Origin of the sequence: Bacillus sp. JJ664 (assembly GCF_036962205.1) — a bacterium.
Taxonomy (GTDB): domain Bacteria; phylum Bacillota; class Bacilli; order Bacillales; family Bacillaceae_G; genus Gottfriedia.
The window spans coordinates 33,203-55,684 of the sequence record NZ_JBALMS010000040.1 but is presented as its reverse complement, the minus strand read 5'-3'; the positions used below and the strand labels follow the sequence as shown (position 1 = coordinate 55,684).

20 protein-coding genes are annotated in these 22,482 nt (G+C 33.8%); 14 read left to right on the top strand and 6 right to left on the bottom strand.

What is annotated here, in order from left to right; translation table 11 throughout:
• The first annotated feature begins 232 nt into the window (after positions 1-232).
• Both V7056_RS07090 and ald read left to right on the top strand, forming a co-directional pair.
• Positions 233-1,003 carry an SDR family oxidoreductase gene (locus V7056_RS07090; protein ID WP_499700565.1) on the top strand — a complete coding sequence of 257 codons (771 nt, stop codon included), beginning with the start codon at positions 233-235 and terminating at the stop codon, positions 1,001-1,003.
• A gap of 193 nt (positions 1,004-1,196) precedes the next feature.
• Entirely contained in the window at positions 1,197-2,330 is a 1,134-nt protein-coding gene (gene ald, locus V7056_RS07085) for an alanine dehydrogenase (protein WP_499700563.1), read from the top strand.
• A 112-nt stretch (positions 2,331-2,442) separates the two neighbouring features.
• Here the strand turns inward: ald and V7056_RS07080 are convergent, their stop codons facing one another.
• Together V7056_RS07080 and V7056_RS07075 are read right to left on the bottom strand one after the other, a co-directional pair.
• Positions 2,443-2,967 (bottom strand): GNAT family N-acetyltransferase, encoded by a 525-nt coding sequence (locus tag V7056_RS07080; RefSeq protein ID WP_499700561.1) that lies wholly within the window; start codon positions 2,965-2,967, stop codon positions 2,443-2,445.
• A 1-nt stretch (position 2,968) separates the two neighbouring features.
• Positions 2,969-4,063 (bottom strand): M24 family metallopeptidase, encoded by a 1,095-nt coding sequence (locus V7056_RS07075; RefSeq protein WP_499700559.1) that lies wholly within the window; start codon positions 4,061-4,063, stop codon positions 2,969-2,971.
• A gap of 192 nt (positions 4,064-4,255) precedes the next feature.
• On the opposite strand from V7056_RS07075, the gene V7056_RS07070 reads away from it, so the two are divergent.
• Complete coding sequence (locus V7056_RS07070; protein WP_499700557.1) at positions 4,256-4,942, top strand: metal-dependent hydrolase; 687 nt, start codon at positions 4,256-4,258, stop codon at positions 4,940-4,942.
• A 130-nt stretch (positions 4,943-5,072) separates the two neighbouring features.
• Positions 5,073-6,392, top strand: coding sequence for a DRTGG domain-containing protein (locus tag V7056_RS07065; RefSeq protein WP_499700555.1), 1,320 nt, complete (start codon positions 5,073-5,075; stop codon positions 6,390-6,392).
• A gap of 56 nt (positions 6,393-6,448) precedes the next feature.
• On the opposite strand, the gene V7056_RS07060 is transcribed toward V7056_RS07065, so the two are convergent.
• On the bottom strand, positions 6,449-6,739 hold the full coding sequence (locus V7056_RS07060; protein WP_192602987.1) for a YtpI family protein: 291 nt from the start codon (positions 6,737-6,739) through the stop codon (positions 6,449-6,451).
• A 101-nt stretch (positions 6,740-6,840) separates the two neighbouring features.
• Between V7056_RS07060 and V7056_RS07055 the strand changes: the two genes are divergently transcribed.
• The gene (locus tag V7056_RS07055) at positions 6,841-7,779 is read left to right on the top strand and encodes a DHH family phosphoesterase (RefSeq protein WP_499700553.1); all 939 of its coding nucleotides are present in this window, start codon (positions 6,841-6,843) and stop codon (positions 7,777-7,779) included.
• Between the two features lie 42 nt (positions 7,780-7,821).
• Here V7056_RS07055 and ytrI read toward each other — a convergent pair whose 3' ends face one another.
• Both ytrI and ytrH read right to left on the bottom strand, forming a co-directional pair.
• Positions 7,822-8,325 carry a sporulation membrane protein YtrI gene (ytrI, locus tag V7056_RS07050; protein ID WP_499700551.1) on the bottom strand — a complete coding sequence of 168 codons (504 nt, stop codon included), beginning with the start codon at positions 8,323-8,325 and terminating at the stop codon, positions 7,822-7,824.
• Positions 8,325-8,660 (bottom strand): sporulation membrane protein YtrH, encoded by a 336-nt coding sequence (gene ytrH, locus V7056_RS07045; RefSeq protein ID WP_088002864.1) that lies wholly within the window; start codon positions 8,658-8,660, stop codon positions 8,325-8,327. Before ytrH ends, ytrI begins: the two co-directional genes overlap by 1 nt.
• A 177-nt stretch (positions 8,661-8,837) precedes the next feature.
• Here ytrH and dnaE point away from each other — a divergent pair, with 177 nt between their 5' ends.
• The 7 genes from dnaE (at position 8,838) to V7056_RS07010 (ending at position 19,240) form a co-directional block, all read left to right on the top strand.
• Positions 8,838-12,182 carry a DNA polymerase III subunit alpha gene (gene dnaE, locus V7056_RS07040; RefSeq protein ID WP_499700548.1) on the top strand — a complete coding sequence of 1,115 codons (3,345 nt, stop codon included), beginning with the start codon at positions 8,838-8,840 and terminating at the stop codon, positions 12,180-12,182.
• 167 nt (positions 12,183-12,349) lie between these two features.
• On the top strand, positions 12,350-13,552 hold the full coding sequence (gene ystJ, locus V7056_RS07035) for an NADP-dependent malic enzyme (RefSeq protein WP_499700571.1): 1,203 nt from the start codon (positions 12,350-12,352) through the stop codon (positions 13,550-13,552).
• Between the two features lie 372 nt (positions 13,553-13,924).
• The gene (gene accD / locus V7056_RS07030) at positions 13,925-14,725 is read left to right on the top strand and encodes an acetyl-CoA carboxylase, carboxyltransferase subunit beta (RefSeq protein WP_499700569.1); all 801 of its coding nucleotides are present in this window, start codon (positions 13,925-13,927) and stop codon (positions 14,723-14,725) included.
• Complete coding sequence (accA, locus tag V7056_RS07025) at positions 14,725-15,681, top strand: acetyl-CoA carboxylase carboxyl transferase subunit alpha (RefSeq protein WP_499700546.1); 957 nt, start codon at positions 14,725-14,727, stop codon at positions 15,679-15,681. Before accD ends, accA begins: the two co-directional genes overlap by 1 nt.
• Before the next feature lie 253 nt (positions 15,682-15,934).
• Positions 15,935-16,894 (top strand): 6-phosphofructokinase, encoded by a 960-nt coding sequence (gene pfkA, locus V7056_RS07020; protein ID WP_499700544.1) that lies wholly within the window; start codon positions 15,935-15,937, stop codon positions 16,892-16,894.
• 126 nt (positions 16,895-17,020) lie between these two features.
• Positions 17,021-18,775, top strand: a complete 1,755-nt coding sequence (pyk, locus tag V7056_RS07015) for a pyruvate kinase (RefSeq protein ID WP_499700542.1) — start codon at positions 17,021-17,023, stop codon at positions 18,773-18,775.
• A gap of 96 nt (positions 18,776-18,871) precedes the next feature.
• The gene (locus tag V7056_RS07010; protein ID WP_499700540.1) at positions 18,872-19,240 is read left to right on the top strand and encodes an FxsA family protein; all 369 of its coding nucleotides are present in this window, start codon (positions 18,872-18,874) and stop codon (positions 19,238-19,240) included.
• A gap of 210 nt (positions 19,241-19,450) precedes the next feature.
• On the opposite strand, the gene ytvI is transcribed toward V7056_RS07010, so the two are convergent.
• Entirely contained in the window at positions 19,451-20,572 is a 1,122-nt protein-coding gene (gene ytvI / locus V7056_RS07005; protein ID WP_499700538.1) for a sporulation integral membrane protein YtvI, read from the bottom strand.
• Positions 20,573-20,693: 121 nt separating this feature from the next.
• Between ytvI and V7056_RS07000 the strand changes: the two genes are divergently transcribed.
• Complete coding sequence (locus tag V7056_RS07000; protein WP_088002887.1) at positions 20,694-21,155, top strand: DUF441 domain-containing protein; 462 nt, start codon at positions 20,694-20,696, stop codon at positions 21,153-21,155.
• Between the two features lie 176 nt (positions 21,156-21,331).
• The gene (citZ, locus tag V7056_RS06995; RefSeq protein WP_499700536.1) at positions 21,332-22,450 is read left to right on the top strand and encodes a citrate synthase; all 1,119 of its coding nucleotides are present in this window, start codon (positions 21,332-21,334) and stop codon (positions 22,448-22,450) included.
• Positions 22,451-22,482: the final 32 nt, after the last annotated feature.

Here is a 22,482-nt window from a genome sequence, read left to right as displayed (position 1 = left end):
AACTGCTTCATTTTTAAGAAATTCTATTTAACATAAACAAAAAACTAAGTTATATTTACCTTACATATCTAATTTTTTCTAGTTTAGCTGTAGCTAACTAATTTATTTGAAATTGTATAAGATAGGATAGATAGAAACATACATAAAACTCATGAAATTTAATTAAGAAAAAACTCATTTTTGTCTTCAAACATAAACTAGGTTGTTATTTAGATTTGAAAGGAAGAAGTATATGAAACATGCTGTCATAACAGCAGGAACGAAAGGATTGGGAAAAAAAGTTACAGAATCGTTCTTAAAAGAGGGCTACTCTGTAACGGTTACATATTTCTCAGATGAACAAGCAATGAACCAGAGAAAAGAAGAGTGGAATGAATATTCGGACCGAATTCTCTTTTTACAAGGAAATATAACCGATAAAGAATTTTTAAAAGAGATTACGACAGAAACAATGAAGAAATTTGGAAGAATTGACTGTCTAATTAACAATGCCGGACCATATCTATTTAACCGTAAAAAACTGGCTGACTACTCTGAAGAGGAGTGGGAATACTTGTTATATGGTAATTTGCACAGTGTGTTTTATTTGTTAAAGCAAATTATACCGATTATGAGAGAACAAAAATTTGGTCGTATTATCAATTATGGCTTCCAAGGGGCAAATTCAGCATCGGGTTGGATTTACAGATCAGCGTTTAGTGCTGCAAAGGTCGGATTAGTTTCACTAACGAAAACAATTGCGTATGAAGAGGCTGAACATGGAATCACTTCTAATATGATTTGTCCTGGCGATATATTTGGCGAAATGAAGGAAGCTTCTAGATTTGATGCCTTACAAAAAGGTAGTGGAAATGCACCTGTTGGTAGATTTGGTAGTGGTGAGGATATAGCAAGAATGGTTCAGTTTTTGTGTAAAGATGAGTCAGACTTTATTACGGGTGATGTAATTGAAATAACAGGTGGCTTAGATGTCATTCATAAATATAGGCATCAATCTTTATAAAGAATAAATGGGACAAATCCAATATTGAAGCATAAATTATAGTACTAAAGATTGTGAATTAACAATTTAATTAGAAAAAAAGCGTTTTCATTGGGTCATTTTACCTTTTTGTGATAAAATAAAGGTGTTATATTTTAAAATATAGAATTCATCCTAAGAGGCACGAATTAATTATATTTCAGGGGGAAATAAAATGCGTATTGGGGTACCAAAAGAAATAAAAAATAATGAAAATCGAGTAGCAATTACACCAGCTGGTGTAATGAATTTAGTAGGACATGGTCATACTGTTTTCATCGAAACAGCTGCTGGTCTAGGTTCAGGTTTTAATGATGAAGAATATGTAAAAGCTGGTGCTTCAATTGTTGAAACAGCTGAAGAAGCTTGGAACAATGAAATGGTTATGAAAGTTAAAGAGCCAATTCCAAGTGAGTATGGCTATTTCCGTGAAGGTTTAATTCTTTTCACTTACTTACATTTAGCTCCAGAGCCAGAGTTAACGAAGGCTTTAATTGATAATAAAGTAGTTGGAATCGCTTACGAAACTGTACAAGTTGGAAACACTTTACCATTATTAACACCAATGAGTGAAGTTGCTGGTCGTATGTCAGCTCAAATCGGGGCGCAATTCCTTGAGAAAAACAAAGGCGGTAAAGGAATTCTTTTAGGTGGCGTACCAGGTGTTCGTCGTGGAAAAGTAACAATCATTGGTGGAGGAGTTGCTGGAACAAATGCTGCTAAAGTGGCTGTAGGTCTTGGCGCCCATGTAACAATGATCGACTTAAACCCAGATCGTTTACGTCAATTAGATGATATTTTCGGACATCAAATTACAACATTAATGTCTAATCCATATAATATTTCTGAAGCAGTTAAAGAATCAGATTTAGTAATTGGTGCAGTGTTAATTCCAGGTGCTAAAGCGCCTAAACTTGTTACAAAAGAAATGATTGAAGCAATGGAACCAGGTTCTGTTGTTGTAGATATCGCAATCGATCAAGGTGGAATTTTTGAAACGACTGATCGTATTACTACACATGATTTCCCAACATATGAGAAACACGGAGTAGTACATTACGCAGTAGCTAATATGCCTGGCGCAGTACCTCGTACATCAACAATGGCATTAACGAATGTAACTGTACCTTATGCTGTTCAAATTGCTAACAAAGGCTATCACAAAGCTTGCTTAGAAAATGTAGCATTATTAAAAGGTATTAACACTCTTGATGGGTATGTAACTTATGAAGCAGTTGCTGAAGCTCACGGTTTAGAGTTTAAAGAAGCAGCTACATTATTACAAGGTACTTCAGTATCAACGAATTAATTAGATTAAATCCCTTTTCTTATACAGGAAAGGGATTTTTTATTTTGGCTTCTTAAAATAGATAAAGAAATATAAAAAAGGTAGTTCAAGTAAACTTGACTACCTTTTAGTATTATTTCAAATATTCTTCTCTTAAAAAACTATATTGGTACATGTCACGATGTTCGCCTCTAAAAAATTCATGCTTTCTCAGGATTCCATCTAAATGAAAACCATTTTTTGTAAGAAATGTTTGTGATGATAAATTAAAATCGTAAACTTCCCCATACAATTTTATTAATTGTAAATTGTTGAAAGCAAAATTTAGTAAATAGTTTATTGCGAATGAACCAATTCCTCTATTTTGTAAATCTTTTTCGCCAATGAGAATACCAAATGCGGCATGGCTATTTACTTGATCAAGATTTCCTAGCTCGACTCTACCGACACATTGACCATTATACTCAATTGTAAACAAATGAAGCGTCGGTTTTAAACCTTCAAAATACTGATTATAGCCATGTTGCATTTCTTCAAAACTTCTAGGTTTTTCAACTCCAACAAGCCTACCGATCTGATCATCACATTCCCATTTATGCATGATCGGAACATCTGAAGGAGTAACCTGTCGAACAATGATGGTATCTACTTGACTCATCTTATAAAATAATTAAATCTTTAGGGAATTTAGTAAGAGTTAAAGCACCAGTCTCAGTAATGACGATATCATCCTCAATACGAACTCCACCAACATTTGGTACATAAATACCAGGCTCAATTGTATATGACATGCCTGTTTTAATAATACCTGTATTTGAATCATTTACTGATGGGTAATCATGAATACCAATACCTAAACCATGACCGATTCTATGAACAAAGTATTCACCATAACCTGCATCTGCAATGATGTTACGAGCAGCGCGATCAACATTACCTAATGTTTCACCAGGTTTACTTACATCGATTGCAGCAAGTTGACCTTTTAAAACAGTTTCATAAATTTCACGTTGTTGTTCATTAGGCTCACCAAACATTACTGTACGAGTAATATCAGAGCAATATCCATCAACAATAAATCCTAAATCCATTAAAACAAACTCACCTTTTTTAATTGCGTTTGTTCCTGGGTTACCATGAGGTAAAGCTGAATTTGCACCAGTTAAGATTAATGTACTAAATGAAGTTTTTGCAAATCCTTTTTTCTTCATTTCGTATTCCATCTCAGCAATTAAATCCATTTCAGTTTTACCTTCAGCAATACGGTCGACAATGATTTGACATGCCATATCAGCTGCATCAGCTGCCGCTTGCATACGACGAATTTCCTCTTGGTCTTTAATTAAGCGTAAATCATGTAATTTTTCTTCAGCAGCTAAGAATTGTACACCTGGGAATAGTTGTAATAATTTCTCATATCGCTGAACAAGTAAATGTTCTTTTTCAATTGCCATACGGCTAACAGTGATATTACGTTTAGCTAATGATTCTTGAATCATAGCCCAAGGGTCTTGACTGTCATTAAAGCCAATTACATCATATTTCCAACCAGCGTGTTTTACATGTCCAACTTCCATTTGCGGACAAACAAGAATTGGTTCATCATTTGGAAATACAAGAACTGCCAGTAGGCGTTCATGCGGATTACAATGGAAATTAGTTAAATAAAATACATTCTCAGTAGATGTAATGAATCCTAGTTGAATATCTTGTTCTTTTAACCAAGTTGATAGATTTTGTATACGGTGTTCCATATGTAACATCCTTTCTCAAAAAACAATTTACTGCATTCAACAAATAGTGTTTACAGTGTTTTATATCATTATTTTATCATTTGTTGAAGAAGTCGTAAAATAACAGCAACATCGGTGGTTTATTATTTTTGAAAATAGTCAGTATCTGTTAAAATATGGTAGATACTAATTTATTTAAAGGAGTGAGTTCTTTTGAATATCACATATTTTGGACAAAGTGTTTTATTAATTGAACATGGGCAAGACGCAATTATCATTGACCCGTTTATTAATGGCAATCCTCATACGAATATTAAGGTAGAGGATCTAAAGGTGAATTATATTTATGTTACACACGGACACGGAGACCATCTAGGTGATACTGTAGAACTTGCTAAACAAAATAATGCAACAGTCATCGCACCTGTAGAACTAGCAACATGGATTTCATGGCAAGGTGTAAATGTTGTACCAATGCATATTGGTGGAGAAAAGGAGTTTTCATTTGGAAAACTGAAATTAGTTGAGGCAATTCATGGCTCAAGTATCGTTGATGAAGAAAATAAGCAAATAATAAATGTAGGTCCTGCTACAGGTGTCTTACTAAAAATTGCAGGGAAGACAATTTATCATGCCGGTGATACAGCATTATTTAGAGGAATGAAAACACTTGGTGAATACGAACAAATCGATTTAGCTTACTTACCAATCGGTAATCATTTCACAATGGGGATTGATGATGCAGTAATTGCAGCAGAATGGATCGATGCTAAACAGGTAGTGCCAATACATTACAATACATTCCCAGCTATTCAAGCCGACCCTAATGAATTTTTAAATAAGTTAACAAAGAAAAACGGTTTTGTTCAAGAACCAAATACAACCATTTCATTATTGTAATATAAATTAAGCGTTAAAATTATAGTACAGTTTATAAAGCACGTTTAAACGTGCTTTTTTTAATGGTATGAATTGTTATATAATAGTTAATAAAAATATTAATACAACCATTGAAAGCTTGGTGAAGCAATTGACAACAAAGCACGATCAAATATTAGAACATATTGAACAACTACCAGTAGGTCATAAAATTTCTGTTAGACAAATAGCAAAAGATCTAAGCGTAAGTGAAGGTACTGCTTATCGAGCTATTAAAGATGCAGAAAATAAAGGCTATGTAAGTACTATAGAGCGAGTTGGTACAATTCGTATTGAAACAAAAAGAAAAGAAAATATCGAAAAGTTAACATTTGCAGAAGTCGTTAACATTGTTGATGGACAAGTTTTAGGTGGGAAAGAAGGATTACATAAAACGTTAAATAAGTTTGTTATTGGAGCAATGCAGCTTGATGCAATGATGCGTTATATTACCGCGAATAATCTATTAATTGTTGGTAATCGCGTGAAAGCACATGAGCTTGCTCTAAAAGAAGGTTCTGCTGTTTTAGTAACAGGTGGTTTTGATACAGATGAAAGTGTGAAACGTCTAGCAGATGAGATGAAAATGCCGATTATTTCATCTAGCTACGATACGTTTACAGTTGCGACATTAATTAACAGAGCAATCTATGATCAACTGATTAAGAAAGATATTGTATTAGTTGAAGATATATTAATTCCATTCGAAAAAACATCAACTTTATCACCTACTGATGAAGTGGAAAAATGGTTTGAGTATAATCGAGTTACGGGGCATGGTCGTTATCCTGTTGTAGATGATCGAGGTAAATTAATCGGGATTGTGACCTCAAAAGATGTCATTCATGAACAGAGAACTCAACGAATTGATAAAGTGATGACGAAGCATCCTATTAGTGTGAATGAAAAAATGTCGGTTGCAGCTGCAGCTAGAATGATGGTTTGGGAAGGAATTGAATTACTTCCAGTTGTTAATTCATCAAATATATTACTAGGAATTATTAGCCGTCAAGACGTTCTTGAAGCCTTGCAACAATTGCAACGTCAACCACAAGTTGGAGAAACGATTGATGATATTATTACAAGTCAATTTCATAATGAAAAGGATCAAAAAAGTGAAGAATTGATTATTCGTTGTAACGTTACTCCACAAATGACGAATGTAATAGGTACACTTTCACATGGTGTATTTACTACAATCGTGACGGAATCAGGAAAACGTGCGGTTCGAGAAATGAAGAAAAATGGTGATGTAATCGTCGAAAACATTACGATTTATTTCGTACAACCTGTTCAAATCGATGATGTGATTGAAATTAAACCAAAAGTATTAGAGCTAGGGCGTAAATTTGGAAAAGTTGATGTTGAGGTTTACCAACAAGGAATACTAGTTGGAAAAGCATTAATGATGATGCAATTATTAGATCGATAAAGTAAAAAAGGAAGGGCAAAATGTTCCCCTTCCTTTTCTAATGTTATATATATTTTCTATACAGTTTGTTTATTTTGAATGGCTTTGTAATGTTTATTTTGCAAGTATCCTCTGTATAGATTAGCAAAACCAAAAATGATAAATACAATCCCAATTACGATTGTTAATAGCTCAATTTTTGACATGATTTGAAACACTCCATAAAGTAACAAGAACAACCCAAAAGTTAATCTAGCTCGAGAGCCAGCAATTTTTTTTGTTAAAAGTTCGCTTGTAAAGAAAAATTTGGTAACATAAAATAAGAATAAAACAAATGAAATAATGACGATTGTTGCGATGCTATCCACTAAGCTTCCACCTTTCAATTACAAATACATAATTCTATTTTAACTTGATAGAAACTATATTTCAAAAGTTTTAAAAAATAATGGAAAGAAGGGGTAGAACGATGAAAGAACAAATTTTAAAAGATATTCATATGTTCGATACAATTATTATACATCGACATGTTCGTCCGGATCCTGATGCGATTGGTTCGCAATGTGGTTTAGCTGAAATGATTAAATCTAGCTATCCTGCAAAAAATGTATATGTAGTTGGTGAATTAACGCAGTCTTTACATTATTTATATCAAATGGATGATATTGAAGATGATACATATAACGATGCACTTGTTATTGTATGTGACACAGCAAATACCGAGCGAGTTGATGATGCACGATATACACTTGGCAAAAAACTTATTAAAATTGATCATCATCCAAATGTAGATCCTTACGGTGATATTATGCATGTGGACACAACGGCTAGCTCAACAAGTGAATTAATCTTTGAACTGGCAGAGAGTAGTAATGAGCAGCTTGTCTTAACTGACAAAGCAGCACGTTTAATTTATGCAGGGATTATTGGTGATACTGGGCGTTTTTTATTTCCTAGTACGACAGAAAGAACTTTCCATGCTGCTAGTCAGCTAATCAAAAAAGATTTTTCAATCGTAGATATTTATGACAATATGTATGAGACTTCAATTGAAATGGCTCATTTAAATGGATATGTTCTTCAAAATTTCAACCTAACGGAAGAAGGGGTAGGACATATTAGAATGACGAAAGAATTAATGGCGAAATACAACGTTAATTCTGAACAAGCTTCTTTAGCTGTGAGTTCTCTTGGTCATATTAAAGGCGTAAAAGCATGGGTGATTTTCTTAGAAGAAGATGATTTAATTCGTGTTCGTCTTCGTTCAAAAGGACCTGTTATTAATGGAGTAGCAGCGAATTTCAATGGTGGTGGACATCCACTTGCTTCTGGAGCAAAAGTCTTTTCTTGGGAAGAAGCAGATCAAGTAGTTGAAGCGTTAAAAAAGGTATGTAAAGAAGAAAAATAATCTGTTTAAAGAGAGGCAATCATTTTCAGAGTATGCCTCTCTTTATTTTGTACTTCTGATTTTTAATGTGATTTCTAGAGTCGTATCAAAGTAGATTGTATCAACTAGGAGCTTAAACCTTCGATCGTCTTTCTTATAAACTTTGTTTTCAATGGCTCTTCTTAGTAACTCGCGATTCCTTGAAACACTTCGAATATCTTGTGTAAGTAAATGACTTAAATCATTTTGGACATCTTCAATTAATTGATACCGTGTAAATTTATTTAGGCTATATTGCTTTTCATTAATAATCATCACTTTAATTTCTTGAACTGTTAAGTTTCGTTTATTTTCCTCGTTTAATCTTTCTTGGCTTTCTACTAAAATATTCTTATCTCGAATTAGGTCATTTCTTTCATCTTTTAATTCATTTATGATTTTAACCTGATGTTCTTGTGTAACCCCATACTCATAAATAAAGACCATCCAGCTAATAACTGTACCAAAAAAAATACCGGCAAAAAACTTAGCCCATCCAAAAGAAAGTTTTTCTGGAGGAGCTTTCACTATACATGCTCTCCAGTAAACCATTGAATAATGATTGTGCCAGTATGTGTTCCACCCATTGCAGCTATAATCATAAATATTTGCTTAATAAACTCAATCGTCTCTCCTGCGAATAGTCCTTTTTCAAAGCTATAAAACGTATCAAACGTTCCACCGACTGCCCCAACAATTGCCCAAATACGAAGACTCATCGATAAATCATACATTTTACTAAGTGGTGGTTCACCAATTACATAGTATCCAATTGACCCTATTAATGCACCACCAATGATAATCCCAAGTGCAATAAAGTACATTGAGATTAATGTTGGGATAAACGGTAATTTAAGCTCCATTATGAATCACTCCTTCCTTAAATATATATGGACAAAGTGTTTTGTGTATGATGATTGTTTCATGTATGTTTTAATAAAGAATAGAAATAAATCCAATTTTTTCACGAACGAAAATAGAATGTAAGTTCGCATTTTGTGATAGAATAGAGTATAAAGAGAAGATAAGGAGGAGTGTAGATGAGTTTCGTTCATTTGCAGGTTCAAAGTTCGTTTAGCCTATTGCAAAGCGCTTGTAAAATTGAAGAATTAATTAACGCAGCTATTACACAAGGCCATCCTGCGCTTGCTATTGCAGATGAAAATGTCATGTACGGCGTTATTCCTTTTTATCATGCGTGTAGAAAAGCAGGCATCAAACCTATCATCGGAGTAAAGCTTTCTATATTAACAGAAGATCAAAACGTATTTCCATTAATTTTGCTGGCGAAATCTTTAAAAGGTTATGAAAACCTACTAAAGTTAACTAGCATCATCGGAACAAAGTCTCCTTTGGGCGTTCCTAAAAAATGGTTATCTGCATATAGTCAACAAGTCCTTGCGATTACGCCAGGTATTGAAGGGGAAATAGAAACATATTTGCTAAATGGCGAACATGAGCGAGCGGTTCAACAGGTTAAAGAGTACCAAAAAATATTTGAAGAGTTTTTTGTTAGTATTCAAGATCATGGTTTACCTGAAAATCGAACTTTATATCCATTCATTAAGCAGCTTCAAAGCGAAACGAGCGTTCATTTAGTTGTTACAAATGATGTACGCTATGTAGAGAAAGAGGATGCATTGATTCAGGATGCTTTATTTTCTGTAAAGAATGCTACTAAATTATCAGATGAATCAAGACCGAGATTAAGAACACATGAATATTATTATAAAACGAAAAATGAACTGGAAAATTTATTTATTGACGAAGAAGATGCATTTCTAAATACAGTTAAAATTTCACAATTATGTAATGTTGATATACCATTTCACCAACCATTATTACCTAAGTATCCAGTACCTGAATCTTATTCTACTGTAGATTACTTAAAGTTAATCTGTGAAAAAGGTTTAGTTGAACGTTATGGAGTAATAGAAGAAAAACATAAAGAGCGTTTGGAAATGGAGCTCAGAATCATACATAAAATGGGCTTTGATGATTACTTTCTAATTGTATGGGATTTCATTAAATATGCACTTGAACAAGGGATTACTGTTGGGCCGGGACGTGGATCAGCAGCAGGTTCTCTAGTTGCTTATGTTTTAAATATTACCAATGTAGACCCACTGCATTATAACTTGCTTTTTGAACGATTTTTAAATGAAGAACGAATTTCAATGCCTGATATAGATATAGATTTTCCAGACCATCGCCGTGATGAAATGATTGATTATGTTGCATCAAAATATGGTGATGTACACGTCGCTCAAATCATTACATTTGGAACATTAGGAGCAAAAGCAGCTATTCGAGATATAGCAAGGGTAATGGGTTTAGCACCCGTTGAGATTGATCGATATTCGAAGCTTATTCCATCAACAATAGGTATCTCTTTAAAGGATGTTTACGAACAATCAAAAGCGTTTCGAAACCATGTGGATCACTCTGGTATTCATAAAAGAATATTTGAAGTAGCTTGTAGAGTAGAGGGTTTGCCAAGGCATACAAGTATTCATGCAGCTGGTGTCATTATTTCAGAATTGCCTTTAACGAATGTGGTGCCTTTACAGGAAGGCAATCATGGTGTTTATTTAACTCAATATCCAGCAGAAATTCTTGAAGAGCTCGGATTAGTAAAGATGGATTTTCTTGGGCTTAGAAATTTAAGCTTGTTAGAAGAAGTATGTAAGTTAATTAAAGAAACTACTGGTGAGAGTATTTTGTTAGATCAAATACCTTTAGAAGACGAAAAGACTTTTGAATTACTAAGTAAAGGTGATACATCTGGTGTCTTTCAATTAGAATCATCAGGCATGAGAAGAGTACTACAACAATTGCAACCAAATCAATTTGAAGATATTGTTGCGGTAAATGCTCTATATCGACCAGGTCCTATGGAGCAAATTCCGAAGTTTATTCAATATAAACATGGGTTAGAAAAGGTTACTTATCCTCATCCAGATCTTGAAAAAATATTGGAACCTACATATGGCGTGATCATCTATCAAGAACAAATTATACAAATTGCATCTTCCTTAGCTGGATTTACTTTAAGTGAAGCGGATTTACTTCGTCGAGCGGTAAGTAAAAAGAAGAAAGAAGTGCTAGACGAGGAAAGAATTCATTTTGTGGAAGGTTCTATTAAAAAAGGCTATGATGAAAAAATTGCCAATGAAGTATATGACTTGATTGTGCAATTTGCAAACTACGGATTTAACCGAAGTCATGCAGTTGCCTACAGTATGATTGCTTACCAATTGGCATATTTGAAGGCTAATTATCCATTACAATTTTATGCAGCATTATTATCAAGTTTTATTGGTAGTGAGGAAAAAGTATCAACATATATCGGCGAGGCAAAGTTAAAAGGAATCCCAATTTTTCCACCTTCAATTAATAAAAGTCAGTACGCTTTTGTTGTTGAAGGGCAGGGTATACGCTTTAGTTTGTTAGCTATCAAAAATATTGGAATGGCTTCTGTAAGAGAAATTTTACAAAAACGTCCATATCATGATTTTTTTGAAGTTTGTATCAAAATATCTCCAAAGGCTTTAAATCGTAAAAGTGTTGAAAACTTAATCTTTGCTGGTTGTTTTGATGAATTCAGAATAGACCGGGCAACTCTTCTTGCAAATATTGATATTATTTTTGATTATGTTGATATTGTGAGGCCAGAAAATGAAGATCAATTTGATTTATTTTTGGATGAAGATTTTGTGCCAAAACCACAATTAATCCAAGTTGACCCGATGAAAATTTCAATTAAGCTTGAACTTGAGAAACAAGCATTGGGAACGTATTTAACTGGCCATCCAATTAGCCAGTATGAGAAATTACAGAATGAAAGTGGAACGTCAACGATTTCATCTATGATTCAAAATAGCAAAGAGGAACAGCTTGTTTTTGTATACGTTCGGGACCTAAGAGTCACGAAAACAAAGAAACAGCAACATATGGCATTTTTACAAGTAGAAGATATGAGTACATTAATTGATGCCGTCGTTTTTCCTAAAACTTTAGAAAAGTATCGCCATAAATTAAAGGAAAAAGAAGTCGTCGTTGTAAGGGCTAAAATAGATGAACGTGATGAGAGAAAGCAATTAATCATAAATGAAGTTTTGACAGTTGAGGAAGTTGAAGAGAGAAATAGCCAAAAAGAGTTAACTTTATTTATTAAAGTTAGTGGACATACTAATAAAAACATTTCATTTACAATTCAACAAGCAATCGCACAATTTAAGGGTCATACGAAAGTGGTTTTATACTATGAAGAAGAAAAGAAAGCAGTTCAATTGTCTGAACAATACTTCGTAAATCCTACAGTTACATGTCTGTCTATGTTGAAAAAAATTGTCGGAGATGAAAATGTTGTATTAAAGAAATAGACATTTTTCTTTAAAATCATTTATTATTAAGATGGATGTTATTCTAAAAATAAAGACATCTATTATAAAAAAAAAGTTTCCAAGAAATAAACAGTTGAAATAATTTCAACTCGTCGTTATTAGGGAGAGTGAACAGTTTGTCATTATTAAGTGAAGAAGCATTACATATGCATAGGATTCATCAAGGTAAATTAGAAACAAATTCAAAAGTACCTGTTACAAATGCAAAAGAGTTAAGTTTAGCATATTCACCAGGTGTTGCTGAGCCATGTAAAGAAATTTATGAAGAAAAAAGCAGAGTGTATGAGTACACGATGAAAGGTAACATGGTTGGTGTTGTTTCTGATGGATCTGCTGTTCTTGGTCTTGGAAATATTGGACCAGAAGCTGCATTACCAGTAATGGAAGGCAAAGCGGCACTATTTAAAAGCTTTGCTGGTGTAGATGCGTTTCCAATTTGTTTAGCAACGCAAGATGTTGAACAAATCATCCAAACTGTTAAGCTGTTAGAGCCTACATTTGGAGGAATTAATTTAGAAGATATCGCAGCTCCAAACTGCTTTATTATAGAAGAACGCTTAAAACGTGAAACAAATATTCCAATTTTCCATGATGATCAGCATGGAACTGCTATTGTTACATTAGCTGGATTAGTAAATGCATTAAAATTAGTAAATAAAAATATGGCAGACATAAAAGTAGTACTAAACGGTGCCGGAGCAGCAGGAATTGCAATTTTAAAATTATTATATCGTTTCGGTGTACGTTCTATCATCATGTGTGATACAAAAGGTGCTATTTATGAAGGTCGACCAACTGGTATGAATAGTGTAAAAAACGAAGTAGCTAAATATACAAATAAGGATCGAATTCAAGGAAGCCTTGCAGATGTAATTAAAGATGCAGATGTATTCGTAGGTGTTTCTGTAAAAGGAGCAGTTACGAAAGAAATGGTTCGTTCAATGAATGAAAATCCGATCATTTTTGCGATGGCAAACCCTGATCCAGAAATTATGCCAGAAGATGCAAAAGAAGCTGGTGCATTAGTAATTGGTACAGGACGTAGTGATTATCCAAACCAAGTTAACAATGTTCTTGCATTCCCAGGAATTTTCCGCGGTGCATTAGATGTTCGAGCTACACATATTAACGAAGAAATGAAAATTGCAGCTGTAAAGGCAATTGCGAGTTTAGTTAGTCAAAATGATTTAGCTCCAGATTTCATTATCCCAGCTCCATTTGATCCACGCGTTGCACCAAAAGTAGCAGCAAGTGTTGCGAAAGCTGCTATGGAAACAGGTGTTGCACGTATTAAAGTGGACCCTAAAGAAATCGAAGAAAAAACAAAAAAACTAGCTTTAATTAAATAGTTTTTATCACCAGATATTAATATTTGGAGGGGATAGTATTACAATACTCAAAATAAGTAGTGTAGTACTATCCTTTTTTATCTGTTATAATATTTAAATGGGTAAAAAAACATTGGAAAACGTTGAATTTCAAGGGATTTTGAATGTGCGTAAAAAAGCTAATTTTTGATAAGTTTTTACAAATTTCAACTGTTTAGAAATTTTAAAATGACGAAATTTAGCTGAATTTTATCGACAAATGTTAACAAAAAGTGTATAACATTTATTGTATCCTATTAGTATTTAGTACTAAAAAAGTTAGGAGGAATTAGGTTGCAAATAAAAGACTTATTTTCCAAAAAGAAAAAATATGCATCCATACCTTCAGAAGTAATGAGACAAGATTTACCTGACGGTGTTATGACAAAATGTCCTAAATGTAAAAAAATAAGCATAACGAAAGAATTAATAAAAAATGTAAAAGTTTGTAGTAATTGTGGATATCATCATCAAATGACTGCTTTTGAAAGAATTGAATTTTTACTTGATGAAGCTTCATTCGAAGAGTTTGATAAAGATATGATTTCTACGAATCCTTTACATTTCCCAGATTATATAGAAAAACTTGAAAGTGATCGTAAAAAGACTGATTTAAACGAAGCTGTTGTAACAGGAAAAGGAACAATTGATGGAATTCCTGTTGTAATTGCCGTTATGGATTCAAGATTTAGAATGGGAAGTATGGGATCTGTTGTTGGTGAAAAAATTACGAGAGCAATTGAGCGTGCAACTTCAGAGTTTTTACCTTTCATCATTTTTACCGCTTCTGGTGGAGCAAGAATGCAAGAAGGTATTTTAAGTTTAATGCAAATGGCTAAAACAAGTGCTGCACTTAAGAGACATAGCGAACTTAATTGTTTAGCAATTTCAATCTTAACAAATCCAACAACAGGTGGAGTATCTGCAAGTTTTGCATCTTTAGGTGATTTTAATTTTGCAGAGCCAGGTGCATTAATTGGATTTGCGGGACGCCGTATCATCGAACAAACAATTCGTGAAGAATTGCCTGAGGATTTCCAAACAGCAGAGTTTCTCTTAAATCATGGACAACTTGATGCAGTTCTTCCACGTACAGAAATGCGTTCAAAATTATTTACGATCCTTCATTTACATCAAGGAGGTGTCCTTCAATAGTGGTTATGTTAGAATTCGAAAAACCGATTCATGAACTAAAAACAAAAATAGATGAACTAAAGGTTTATACAAACCAACATGATGTAGACTTTTCTGAAGAAATTAGACGTTTAGAAGAACGTTTAAAAACTTTAGAAAACGAAATATATGGTAACATGGGAGTTTGGGATCGTGTCCAAGTAGCAAGACATCCAGAACGTCCAACAACGATGGACTATATAAACCGATTATTTACAGATTTCTTTGAATGTCATGGAGATAGATTATTCGGTGATGATGCTGCTATTATAGGTGGTATTGCATCTTATCGTGGTTTGCCTGTCACAGTAATCGGTCACCAACGAGGTAAAGATACAAAAGAAAATATACGTCGTAATTTCGGTATGCCTCATCCAGAAGGATACAGAAAAGCATTAAGATTAATGAAGCAAGCTGAGAAATTTAACAGACCAATTATTACATTTATCGATACAAAAGGTGCTTACCCAGGTAAAGCCGCTGAAGAGCGTGGACAAAGTGAAGCAATTGCCCGCAATTTATTTGAAATGGCAGGTTTAAAAGTACCAACAATTTGTATCGTAATCGGTGAAGGTGGTAGTGGTGGAGCTCTTGGTTTAGGCGTTGGTAACAAGTTACTGATGTTAGAGAACTCAACATATTCTGTTATTTCACCAGAAGGTGCAGCTGCATTATTATGGAAAGATGCTTCTCAAGCTCGTAGGGCTGCTGAAACGATGAAAATAACTGCTCCAGATTTACTTGAATTAGGTGTTGTTGACCAAATGATACCTGAAGTAAAAGGTGGGGCACAAAATGATGTTGAACAACAGGCGAAAAACATTGATCAGTATTTATATGATACATTAAAATCAATTTTATCAATGGATAAAGAAGAACTAGTTCAACAAAGATATGATAAACACGCAAAGTTAGGACAGATTTCTTTTTACAAATAAAACTAAGGTTTAACTTCGAGAGTGTGTGAAACAATTATGTGAGCATACTCTTTTTTTGTATTATTTTAAGAAATATGTAAAAAATATATGTAAATCTGTGTTTTTTCTACTTGCTTTATTTTAGAAAATGATATTTCTTTAGAAGTTTATGAAAAAGTTCACATTATATCTATTGTTTAAAAATGTAGAACATGTTACTTTATTTAAATGAATTAATAATGTATTAATGGAAAATCATTTGAGGTGGATACATATGAAAAGAATTGGAGTTTTAACAAGTGGGGGAGATTCTCCAGGTATGAATGCTGCAGTACGTGCAGTTGTGCGTAAAGCAATTTTTCATGGCTTAGAAGTATATGGTGTTTACCAAGGATACTCTGGCTTAATCAATGGGAATATCGAAAAACTTGAACTTGGTTCAGTAGGCGACATTATTCATCGTGGTGGTACAAAATTACTTAGTGCCCGTTGTCCTGAATTTAAGACACTAGAAGGTCAAATGAAAGGTATTGAACAACTGAAAAAGTTTGGAATTGAAGGATTAGTCGTGATCGGTGGTGACGGTTCTTACCAAGGAGCTAAAAAATTAACTGAGCATGGATATCCTTGTGTTGGTGTACCGGGAACGATTGATAATGACATCCCAGGAACAGACTTTACAATTGGGTTCGATACAGCTTTAAATACTGTAATTGATGCTATTGATAAGATTCGTGATACAGCCACTTCACATGAACGTACATATGTAATCGAAGTAATGGGACGCAATGCAGGGGATATTGCTCTATGGGCTGGATTAGCAGATGGTGCTGAAACAATTTTAATACCAGAATGTGACTATGACATGGATGATATTATTAGTAGATTAACTCGCGGTAGCGAACGTGGTAAAAAGCATAGTATTATTGTTGTTGCAGAAGGCGTTGGAAGTGCGATTGAAATCGGCAAGGTAATTGAAGAAAAAACGAATTTTGATACACGGGTTACTGTCCTTGGTCATGTACAACGAGGAGGATCGCCTAGCGCAGCAGATAGAGTACTTGCTAGTCGTTTAGGAGCTAAAGCTGTTGAACTTCTTATGGAAGGCAAAGGTGGGCGTTGTGTAGGTATCCAAAATAATAAATTGGTTGATCATGACATCATTGAAGCGTTAGCACAAAAACATGAACTTGATAAAAGTATGTATCAATTATCTCAAGAGCTATCAATCTAAGTTAGCTACTTTTTTTGAGCAATCGTTTCCACATGTGAAAATCAGTATTTTAATACTTTAAGTAAGCTATACTGAGTAATATGATTTAGTTAAAAGTTGTCTTTATATATATTTGGAGGGTAAAAAATGCGTAAAACAAAAATAGTTTGTACGATTGGTCCGGCTAGTGAATCGGTAGAAAAATTAGTACAATTAATTAATGCAGGTATGAACGTAGCTCGATTAAACTTCTCTCATGGTTCTCATGAAGAACATGCAGGAAGAATTAAGAGTATCCGTGAAGCATCAGAAATTACTGGTAAAACAGTAGCAATTTTATTAGATACAAAAGGACCTGAAATCCGTACGTTAGATTTTGAAGGTGGGCAAGCCGAATTAACAACTGGTAATGAAGTAATCATTACAACAGAGCCTGTAATGGGAACAGCTGAAAAATTCGCGGTTTCATATGAAGGTTTAATTGATGATGTTCATGTGGGTTCAAGAATCCTAATCGATGACGGTCTAATTGGTTTAGAAGTAATCGGGATTGAAGGAAAAGATATTCGCACAAAAATATTAAACAGTGGTTTAGTGAAGAATAAAAAAGGTGTTAATGTTCCAAATGTACGTGTAAACTTACCTGGAATTACGGAAAAGGACGTAAGTGATATTGAATTTGGTATTGAACAAGGTATCGACTTCATCGCTGCGTCATTTGTTCGTAAAGCATCTGATGTATTAGAAATCCGTGAGCTTTTAGGTAAGCATAGTGCAGATTACATTCAAATCATCACAAAAATCGAGAACCAAGAAGGAATCGATAATATTGATGAAATCCTTGAAGTTTCTGACGGTTTAATGGTAGCTCGTGGAGACATGGGTGTAGAAATTCCACCTGAAGATGTACCTTTAGTACAAAAATCATTAATTAAAAAATGTAATATTCTTGGTAAACCAGTTATTACTGCTACGCAAATGTTAGATTCAATGCAACGTAATCCACGTCCAACTCGTGCTGAAGCAAGTGACGTTGCAAATGCAATTTTAGATGGAACTGATGCAATTATGTTATCAGGTGAAACGGCTGCAGGAACATATCCAGTAGAATCTGTTTCTATGATGAACTCTATCGCTTTACGTATTGAGCAAAGTCTACAATATGATGAATTGTTCAAAAAACGCCAAAGAGAAAATAAAGGTACGATTACAGATGCAATTGGTCAGTCTGTTGCTGCTACAGCATTAAACTTACAAGTAGCTGCAATTATCGCACCTACTGAAAGCGGACATACGGCGAAAATGATTTCTAAATATCGTCCAAAAGCGCCTATTTTAGCAATTACTTCAGATATCCGTATTTGTCGTCGATTAACATTAGTATGGGGAGTTCAAACTCAATATAGAGAAAGAGCAAACACAACTGATGAAATGCTACAACATGCAATGGATGCAGCTCAAGAAGCGAAATTCGTTTCAAATGGCGATACAGTGATCATTACAGCTGGATTACCTGTTGGTGAAACAGGAATGACAAACATGATGAAAATTCATGTAGTTGGAGATGTAATCGCTCAAGGTCAAGGTATTGGTCGTAAATCTGCAGCAGGTAAAGTAGTTGTTGCAAAAACTGGCGAAGAAGCTGTTTCTAAAGTTACTTCTGGTAGTATTTTAGTAACAAATTGTACTGATAAAGATATGATGCCTGCTATTGAAAGAGCAGCAGCAATTATTACTGAAGAAGGCGGATTAACTAGCCATGCTGCGGTTGTTGGCGTAAGTTTAGGTATTCCGGTAATCGTTGGAGTTGAAAATGCAACGAATATCTTAGTAAATGGTCAAGCAGTTACTGTAGATGCTTCTCGTGGAATAGTTAGTACAGGACATAAAAGTATTTTATAATATATAATAAAGAGAAGGAGCGATGTTCCTTCTCTTTTTTACATTCTAAATAATTTTGAGGTGAGTTCTCTGAAAAAACTTTTCGGTTGGCTAATGTTGGTTCCTGTAATTGACTTTATTTTTCTAATCATACTTGGTAGATTTATAGGTTCAATTTCCGTATTCTTATGGTTAATTGGTACGTTATTAATTGGTTCCTACATTATGAAGAATGTTTGGATCACAGTAAAACAACAGGCTGTAGAACAGTTCAGAGCTGGGAAAATGCCCGATTTATTAATGGTAGAAGGACTGTCATTCTTCTTAATCGGATTATTATTAGTGATTCCTGGACCAATAACAGATTTGATAGCAGTTATTTTATTAATTAAACCAATCAGACTTAAATTCGTTCAACTTTTACTAATGTTTGTGATGAAAAAATTCAAAGGAAACATTGTTTGGACGGGTTATATAAAAAAATAAAAAACGTGAAAACAGTAGTTTTCACGTTTCAGTGTACAGACAAAGTACAAAAAAATAGAGATTCATACTGTCTGAAAACGCTTGTCTTTCGAGGCGTGAAGCCTGAATAGGAGCGGAGTTACCTAAGACGGTAATGAGCACCGCAAGCAGGTGAAGCAACGAATAAAGCGAGCGTTTGACAGACAGTATGAAACGTGAAAACAGTAGTTTTCACGTTTTTTTATGTGTTCCTTTAATGTAGTACCAAAGCTCATGAAATACCTTCGCTCTGTACAATGTAGATAAAACAACTAAGGTTACTGGCCCTACGATTAATCCTAATAATCCAAGGAATTTAAATCCAACAAATAAAGAAATTAATGTTGGAAGTGGGTGTAAGCCGATATTTGAAGATAAAATCTTTGGTTCTGCAAGTTGGCGTTGAACAATGACAACCGCATATAAAATTGCAAGTCCAATCGTTAAAGAATAATCACTAGTTAGGAATGTATATAGAATCCATGGAACAAAAATTAAGCCAGTACCTAAGTATGGAAGTAAATCAATTAACCCGATTAATATTGCAATTGTTATTGCAAATGGAACTCTTAAAATTAATAATCCGATTAATACAAGCACTGTTGTCATAGAAATTAAAGTAATATGTGCTCTGATAAAACCGAATAATGCTTTTCGTAAATCGGTGAAAATTGTTTTGCTGTAATGTTTAATACGTTTAGGCGTATAAATTGCAAATAAATTTTTAATTTTATACCAATCTTTACTAATAAAGAATGTAGCTAGTAATGATACAAAAATTAGAGTAGCTGTATTTGGGAGTACGGCAATGATCAATTTTATCCCATCAATAATCCCATTTAATGCACCTTTTCCTAGATTAATAACAGAATCTCCAATAGATTGGATATTTGTACGAATGGTTGCTTGCTGTCCAGCTCCAAGCTGACTATATTCATTCATAACCACATCATATAACGGTATTATTTTATCAGTCACTAAGTTTTCTACAAAAAACACAAGACGTTGAAAGCTCTCAGGTACTACTTGCACTAAATAAGTGGATCCTGAAATGATTTCAGTGATTAAAAGTGTAAATAATCCAGCAACAACTGACAACAATAAAATAATCGAGATAAAAGCAGCTATACCTCTTGGTATTTTCGCTTTTACATTTAATAAATTTACTAGTGGATTTAATAGAAATGCGATAATAAAAGCAATAATAAATGGGTATGTAAGTTTTGATACAAATAAAGCCACGTAAAGTCCGAGAATTATACATGTAGTAACAAATAAGAAACGAATGATTTGATAAACTAAAACTCGGCTCATTTTTCGTCCCCCTTTCGTTTGAGAAATTATGTTAACTAAGTTCTATTTTACCAAGAAATATTTTTTTATAATAGTAAAGTTTAAATGTATTTATTAATAAATTATACATAGAAAGGAAATTATAATGAGTGAATCTACAATATTCCTAATGATTCTATTATTAATAGGCGTAATCGCAAAAAATAACTCTTTAATTATTTCAATTATAGTATTGTTACTATTAAAATATACTCCAATTGGTGATAGAGTTTTTCCATATTTACAATCAAAAGGAATAAATTTAGGAGTAACTGTCATAACAATTGCAGTATTAGTACCAATTGCAACGGGTGAGATTGGTTTTAAACATTTAGGAGAAGCACTTAAAACACCAGTTGCATGGATTGCATTATTATCTGGAATTGCAGTTGCGCTTTTAGCAAAAGGTGGAGTAAATCTATTAGCAACTAGTCCGCAAATTACAGCTGCATTAGTACTTGGAACAGTCTTGTCAGTTGCTTTATTTAAAGGTGTTGCAGTTGGGCCTTTAATTGGTGCTGGAATCGCATATCTATTCATTTGGATTGTTGATTTTATAAAGTAATTTAATAATAATTATATTTTAGTAAATTGTTTTCATTCACAAAAGTCAGATTATTGTTTATAATAAGTTATAGTAGGGTTCCTTTCTACATATACAAATGTATATTTTAGTTGTTATACCAGTATATGTATGTAAAACACTAGGGGAAATTTTTTACGTAAAGGAGAGAGGGGAATATGACAGTTAAAAGTGGTTTAGAGGGTGTTGTAGCTGCTACAACTTCTATAAGTTCTATTATTGATGATACATTAACGTATGTAGGTATCGGCATCGATGAATTAGCGGAGTTCGCAAGTTTTGAAGAAGTAGTTTACTTATTATGGCACCGCAAATTACCAAATAAAGAGCAACTTAAAGAGTTAAAAGCTCAACTTGCGGATCATGCAGAATTGCCTGAAGGTATTATTACTTTCTTAAAATCTACTAACTTTAAAGATGTACATCCTATGACAGTTCTACGTACTGTAATTTCTATGCTTGCGTTATATGACGAGAATGCTGAAGCAATGGATGCAAACTCTAACTATGTAAAAGCAATTGAATTACAAGCAAAAATTTCGACATTTGTGGCAGCGTTTTCTCGAGTTCGTCAAGGGCTTGAACCAGTCGCTCCTCGTAAAGATCTTTCATTCTCAGCAAACTTCTTATACATGCTTACAGGTGAAGAACCTAATGAAATCGCTGAAGAAGCAATTAATAAAGCATTAGTATTACATGCTGACCATGAATTAAATGCTTCAACTTTTACTGCACGCGTTTGCGTAGCAACATTATCTGATATTTATTCAGGTATTACGGCTGCGATCGGTGCTTTAAAAGGACCTTTACACGGCGGTGCAAATGAAAGCGTTATGAAAATGTTAGCTGAAATTGGAGACGTTGAAAATGTAGAGGCTTACATTCAAGAAAAAATGGATGCAAAAGCTAAAATCATGGGATTTGGCCATCGCGTATATCGTGGTGGAGACCCACGTGCTAAGCATCTTAAAGAAATGTCACGTCAATTAGGTGGAATTACTGGAGAATTAAAATGGTATACAATGTCTGAAAAAATTGAAGAGATTGTTACAACTCAAAAGAATATCCCACCAAATGTTGATTTTTACTCTGCGTCTGTATATCACAGCTTAGGAATTGAACATGATCTATTTACTCCGATCTTTGCAATTAGCCGTATGTCTGGATGGACTGCACATGTTTTAGAACAATATGATAACAATCGTATTATCCGTCCGCGTGCAGATTACACAGGACCAGAGAAAAACTCTTACATTCCAATTGAAGAGCGTGCATAATGAAAATATTGAATACTTAAAATAGTATTTAA

Excerpts from the sequence above, each read along its gene's own strand:
- V7056_RS07090 (WP_499700565.1), top strand. The coding sequence starts at position 233 with ATGAAACATGCTGTCATAACAGCAGGAACGAAAGGATTGGGAAAAAAA.
- dnaE (WP_499700548.1), top strand. The coding sequence starts at position 8,838 with ATGAGTTTCGTTCATTTGCAGGTTCAAAGTTCGTTTAGCCTATTGCAA.
- ald (WP_499700563.1), top strand. The coding sequence starts at position 1,197 with ATGCGTATTGGGGTACCAAAAGAAATAAAAAATAATGAAAATCGAGTA.
- V7056_RS07055 (WP_499700553.1), top strand. The coding sequence starts at position 6,841 with ATGAAAGAACAAATTTTAAAAGATATTCATATGTTCGATACAATTATT.
- V7056_RS07075 (WP_499700559.1), bottom strand. The coding sequence starts at position 4,063 with ATGGAACACCGTATACAAAATCTATCAACTTGGTTAAAAGAACAAGAT.
- V7056_RS07080 (WP_499700561.1), bottom strand. The coding sequence starts at position 2,967 with ATGAGTCAAGTAGATACCATCATTGTTCGACAGGTTACTCCTTCAGAT.
- ytvI (WP_499700538.1), bottom strand. The coding sequence starts at position 20,572 with ATGAGCCGAGTTTTAGTTTATCAAATCATTCGTTTCTTATTTGTTACT.
- accD (WP_499700569.1), top strand. The coding sequence starts at position 13,925 with ATGAGACAAGATTTACCTGACGGTGTTATGACAAAATGTCCTAAATGT.
- pyk (WP_499700542.1), top strand. The coding sequence starts at position 17,021 with ATGCGTAAAACAAAAATAGTTTGTACGATTGGTCCGGCTAGTGAATCG.
- ystJ (WP_499700571.1), top strand. The coding sequence starts at position 12,350 with ATGCATAGGATTCATCAAGGTAAATTAGAAACAAATTCAAAAGTACCT.
- pfkA (WP_499700544.1), top strand. The coding sequence starts at position 15,935 with ATGAAAAGAATTGGAGTTTTAACAAGTGGGGGAGATTCTCCAGGTATG.
- citZ (WP_499700536.1), top strand. The coding sequence starts at position 21,332 with ATGACAGTTAAAAGTGGTTTAGAGGGTGTTGTAGCTGCTACAACTTCT.
- ytrH (WP_088002864.1), bottom strand. The coding sequence starts at position 8,660 with ATGGAGCTTAAATTACCGTTTATCCCAACATTAATCTCAATGTACTTT.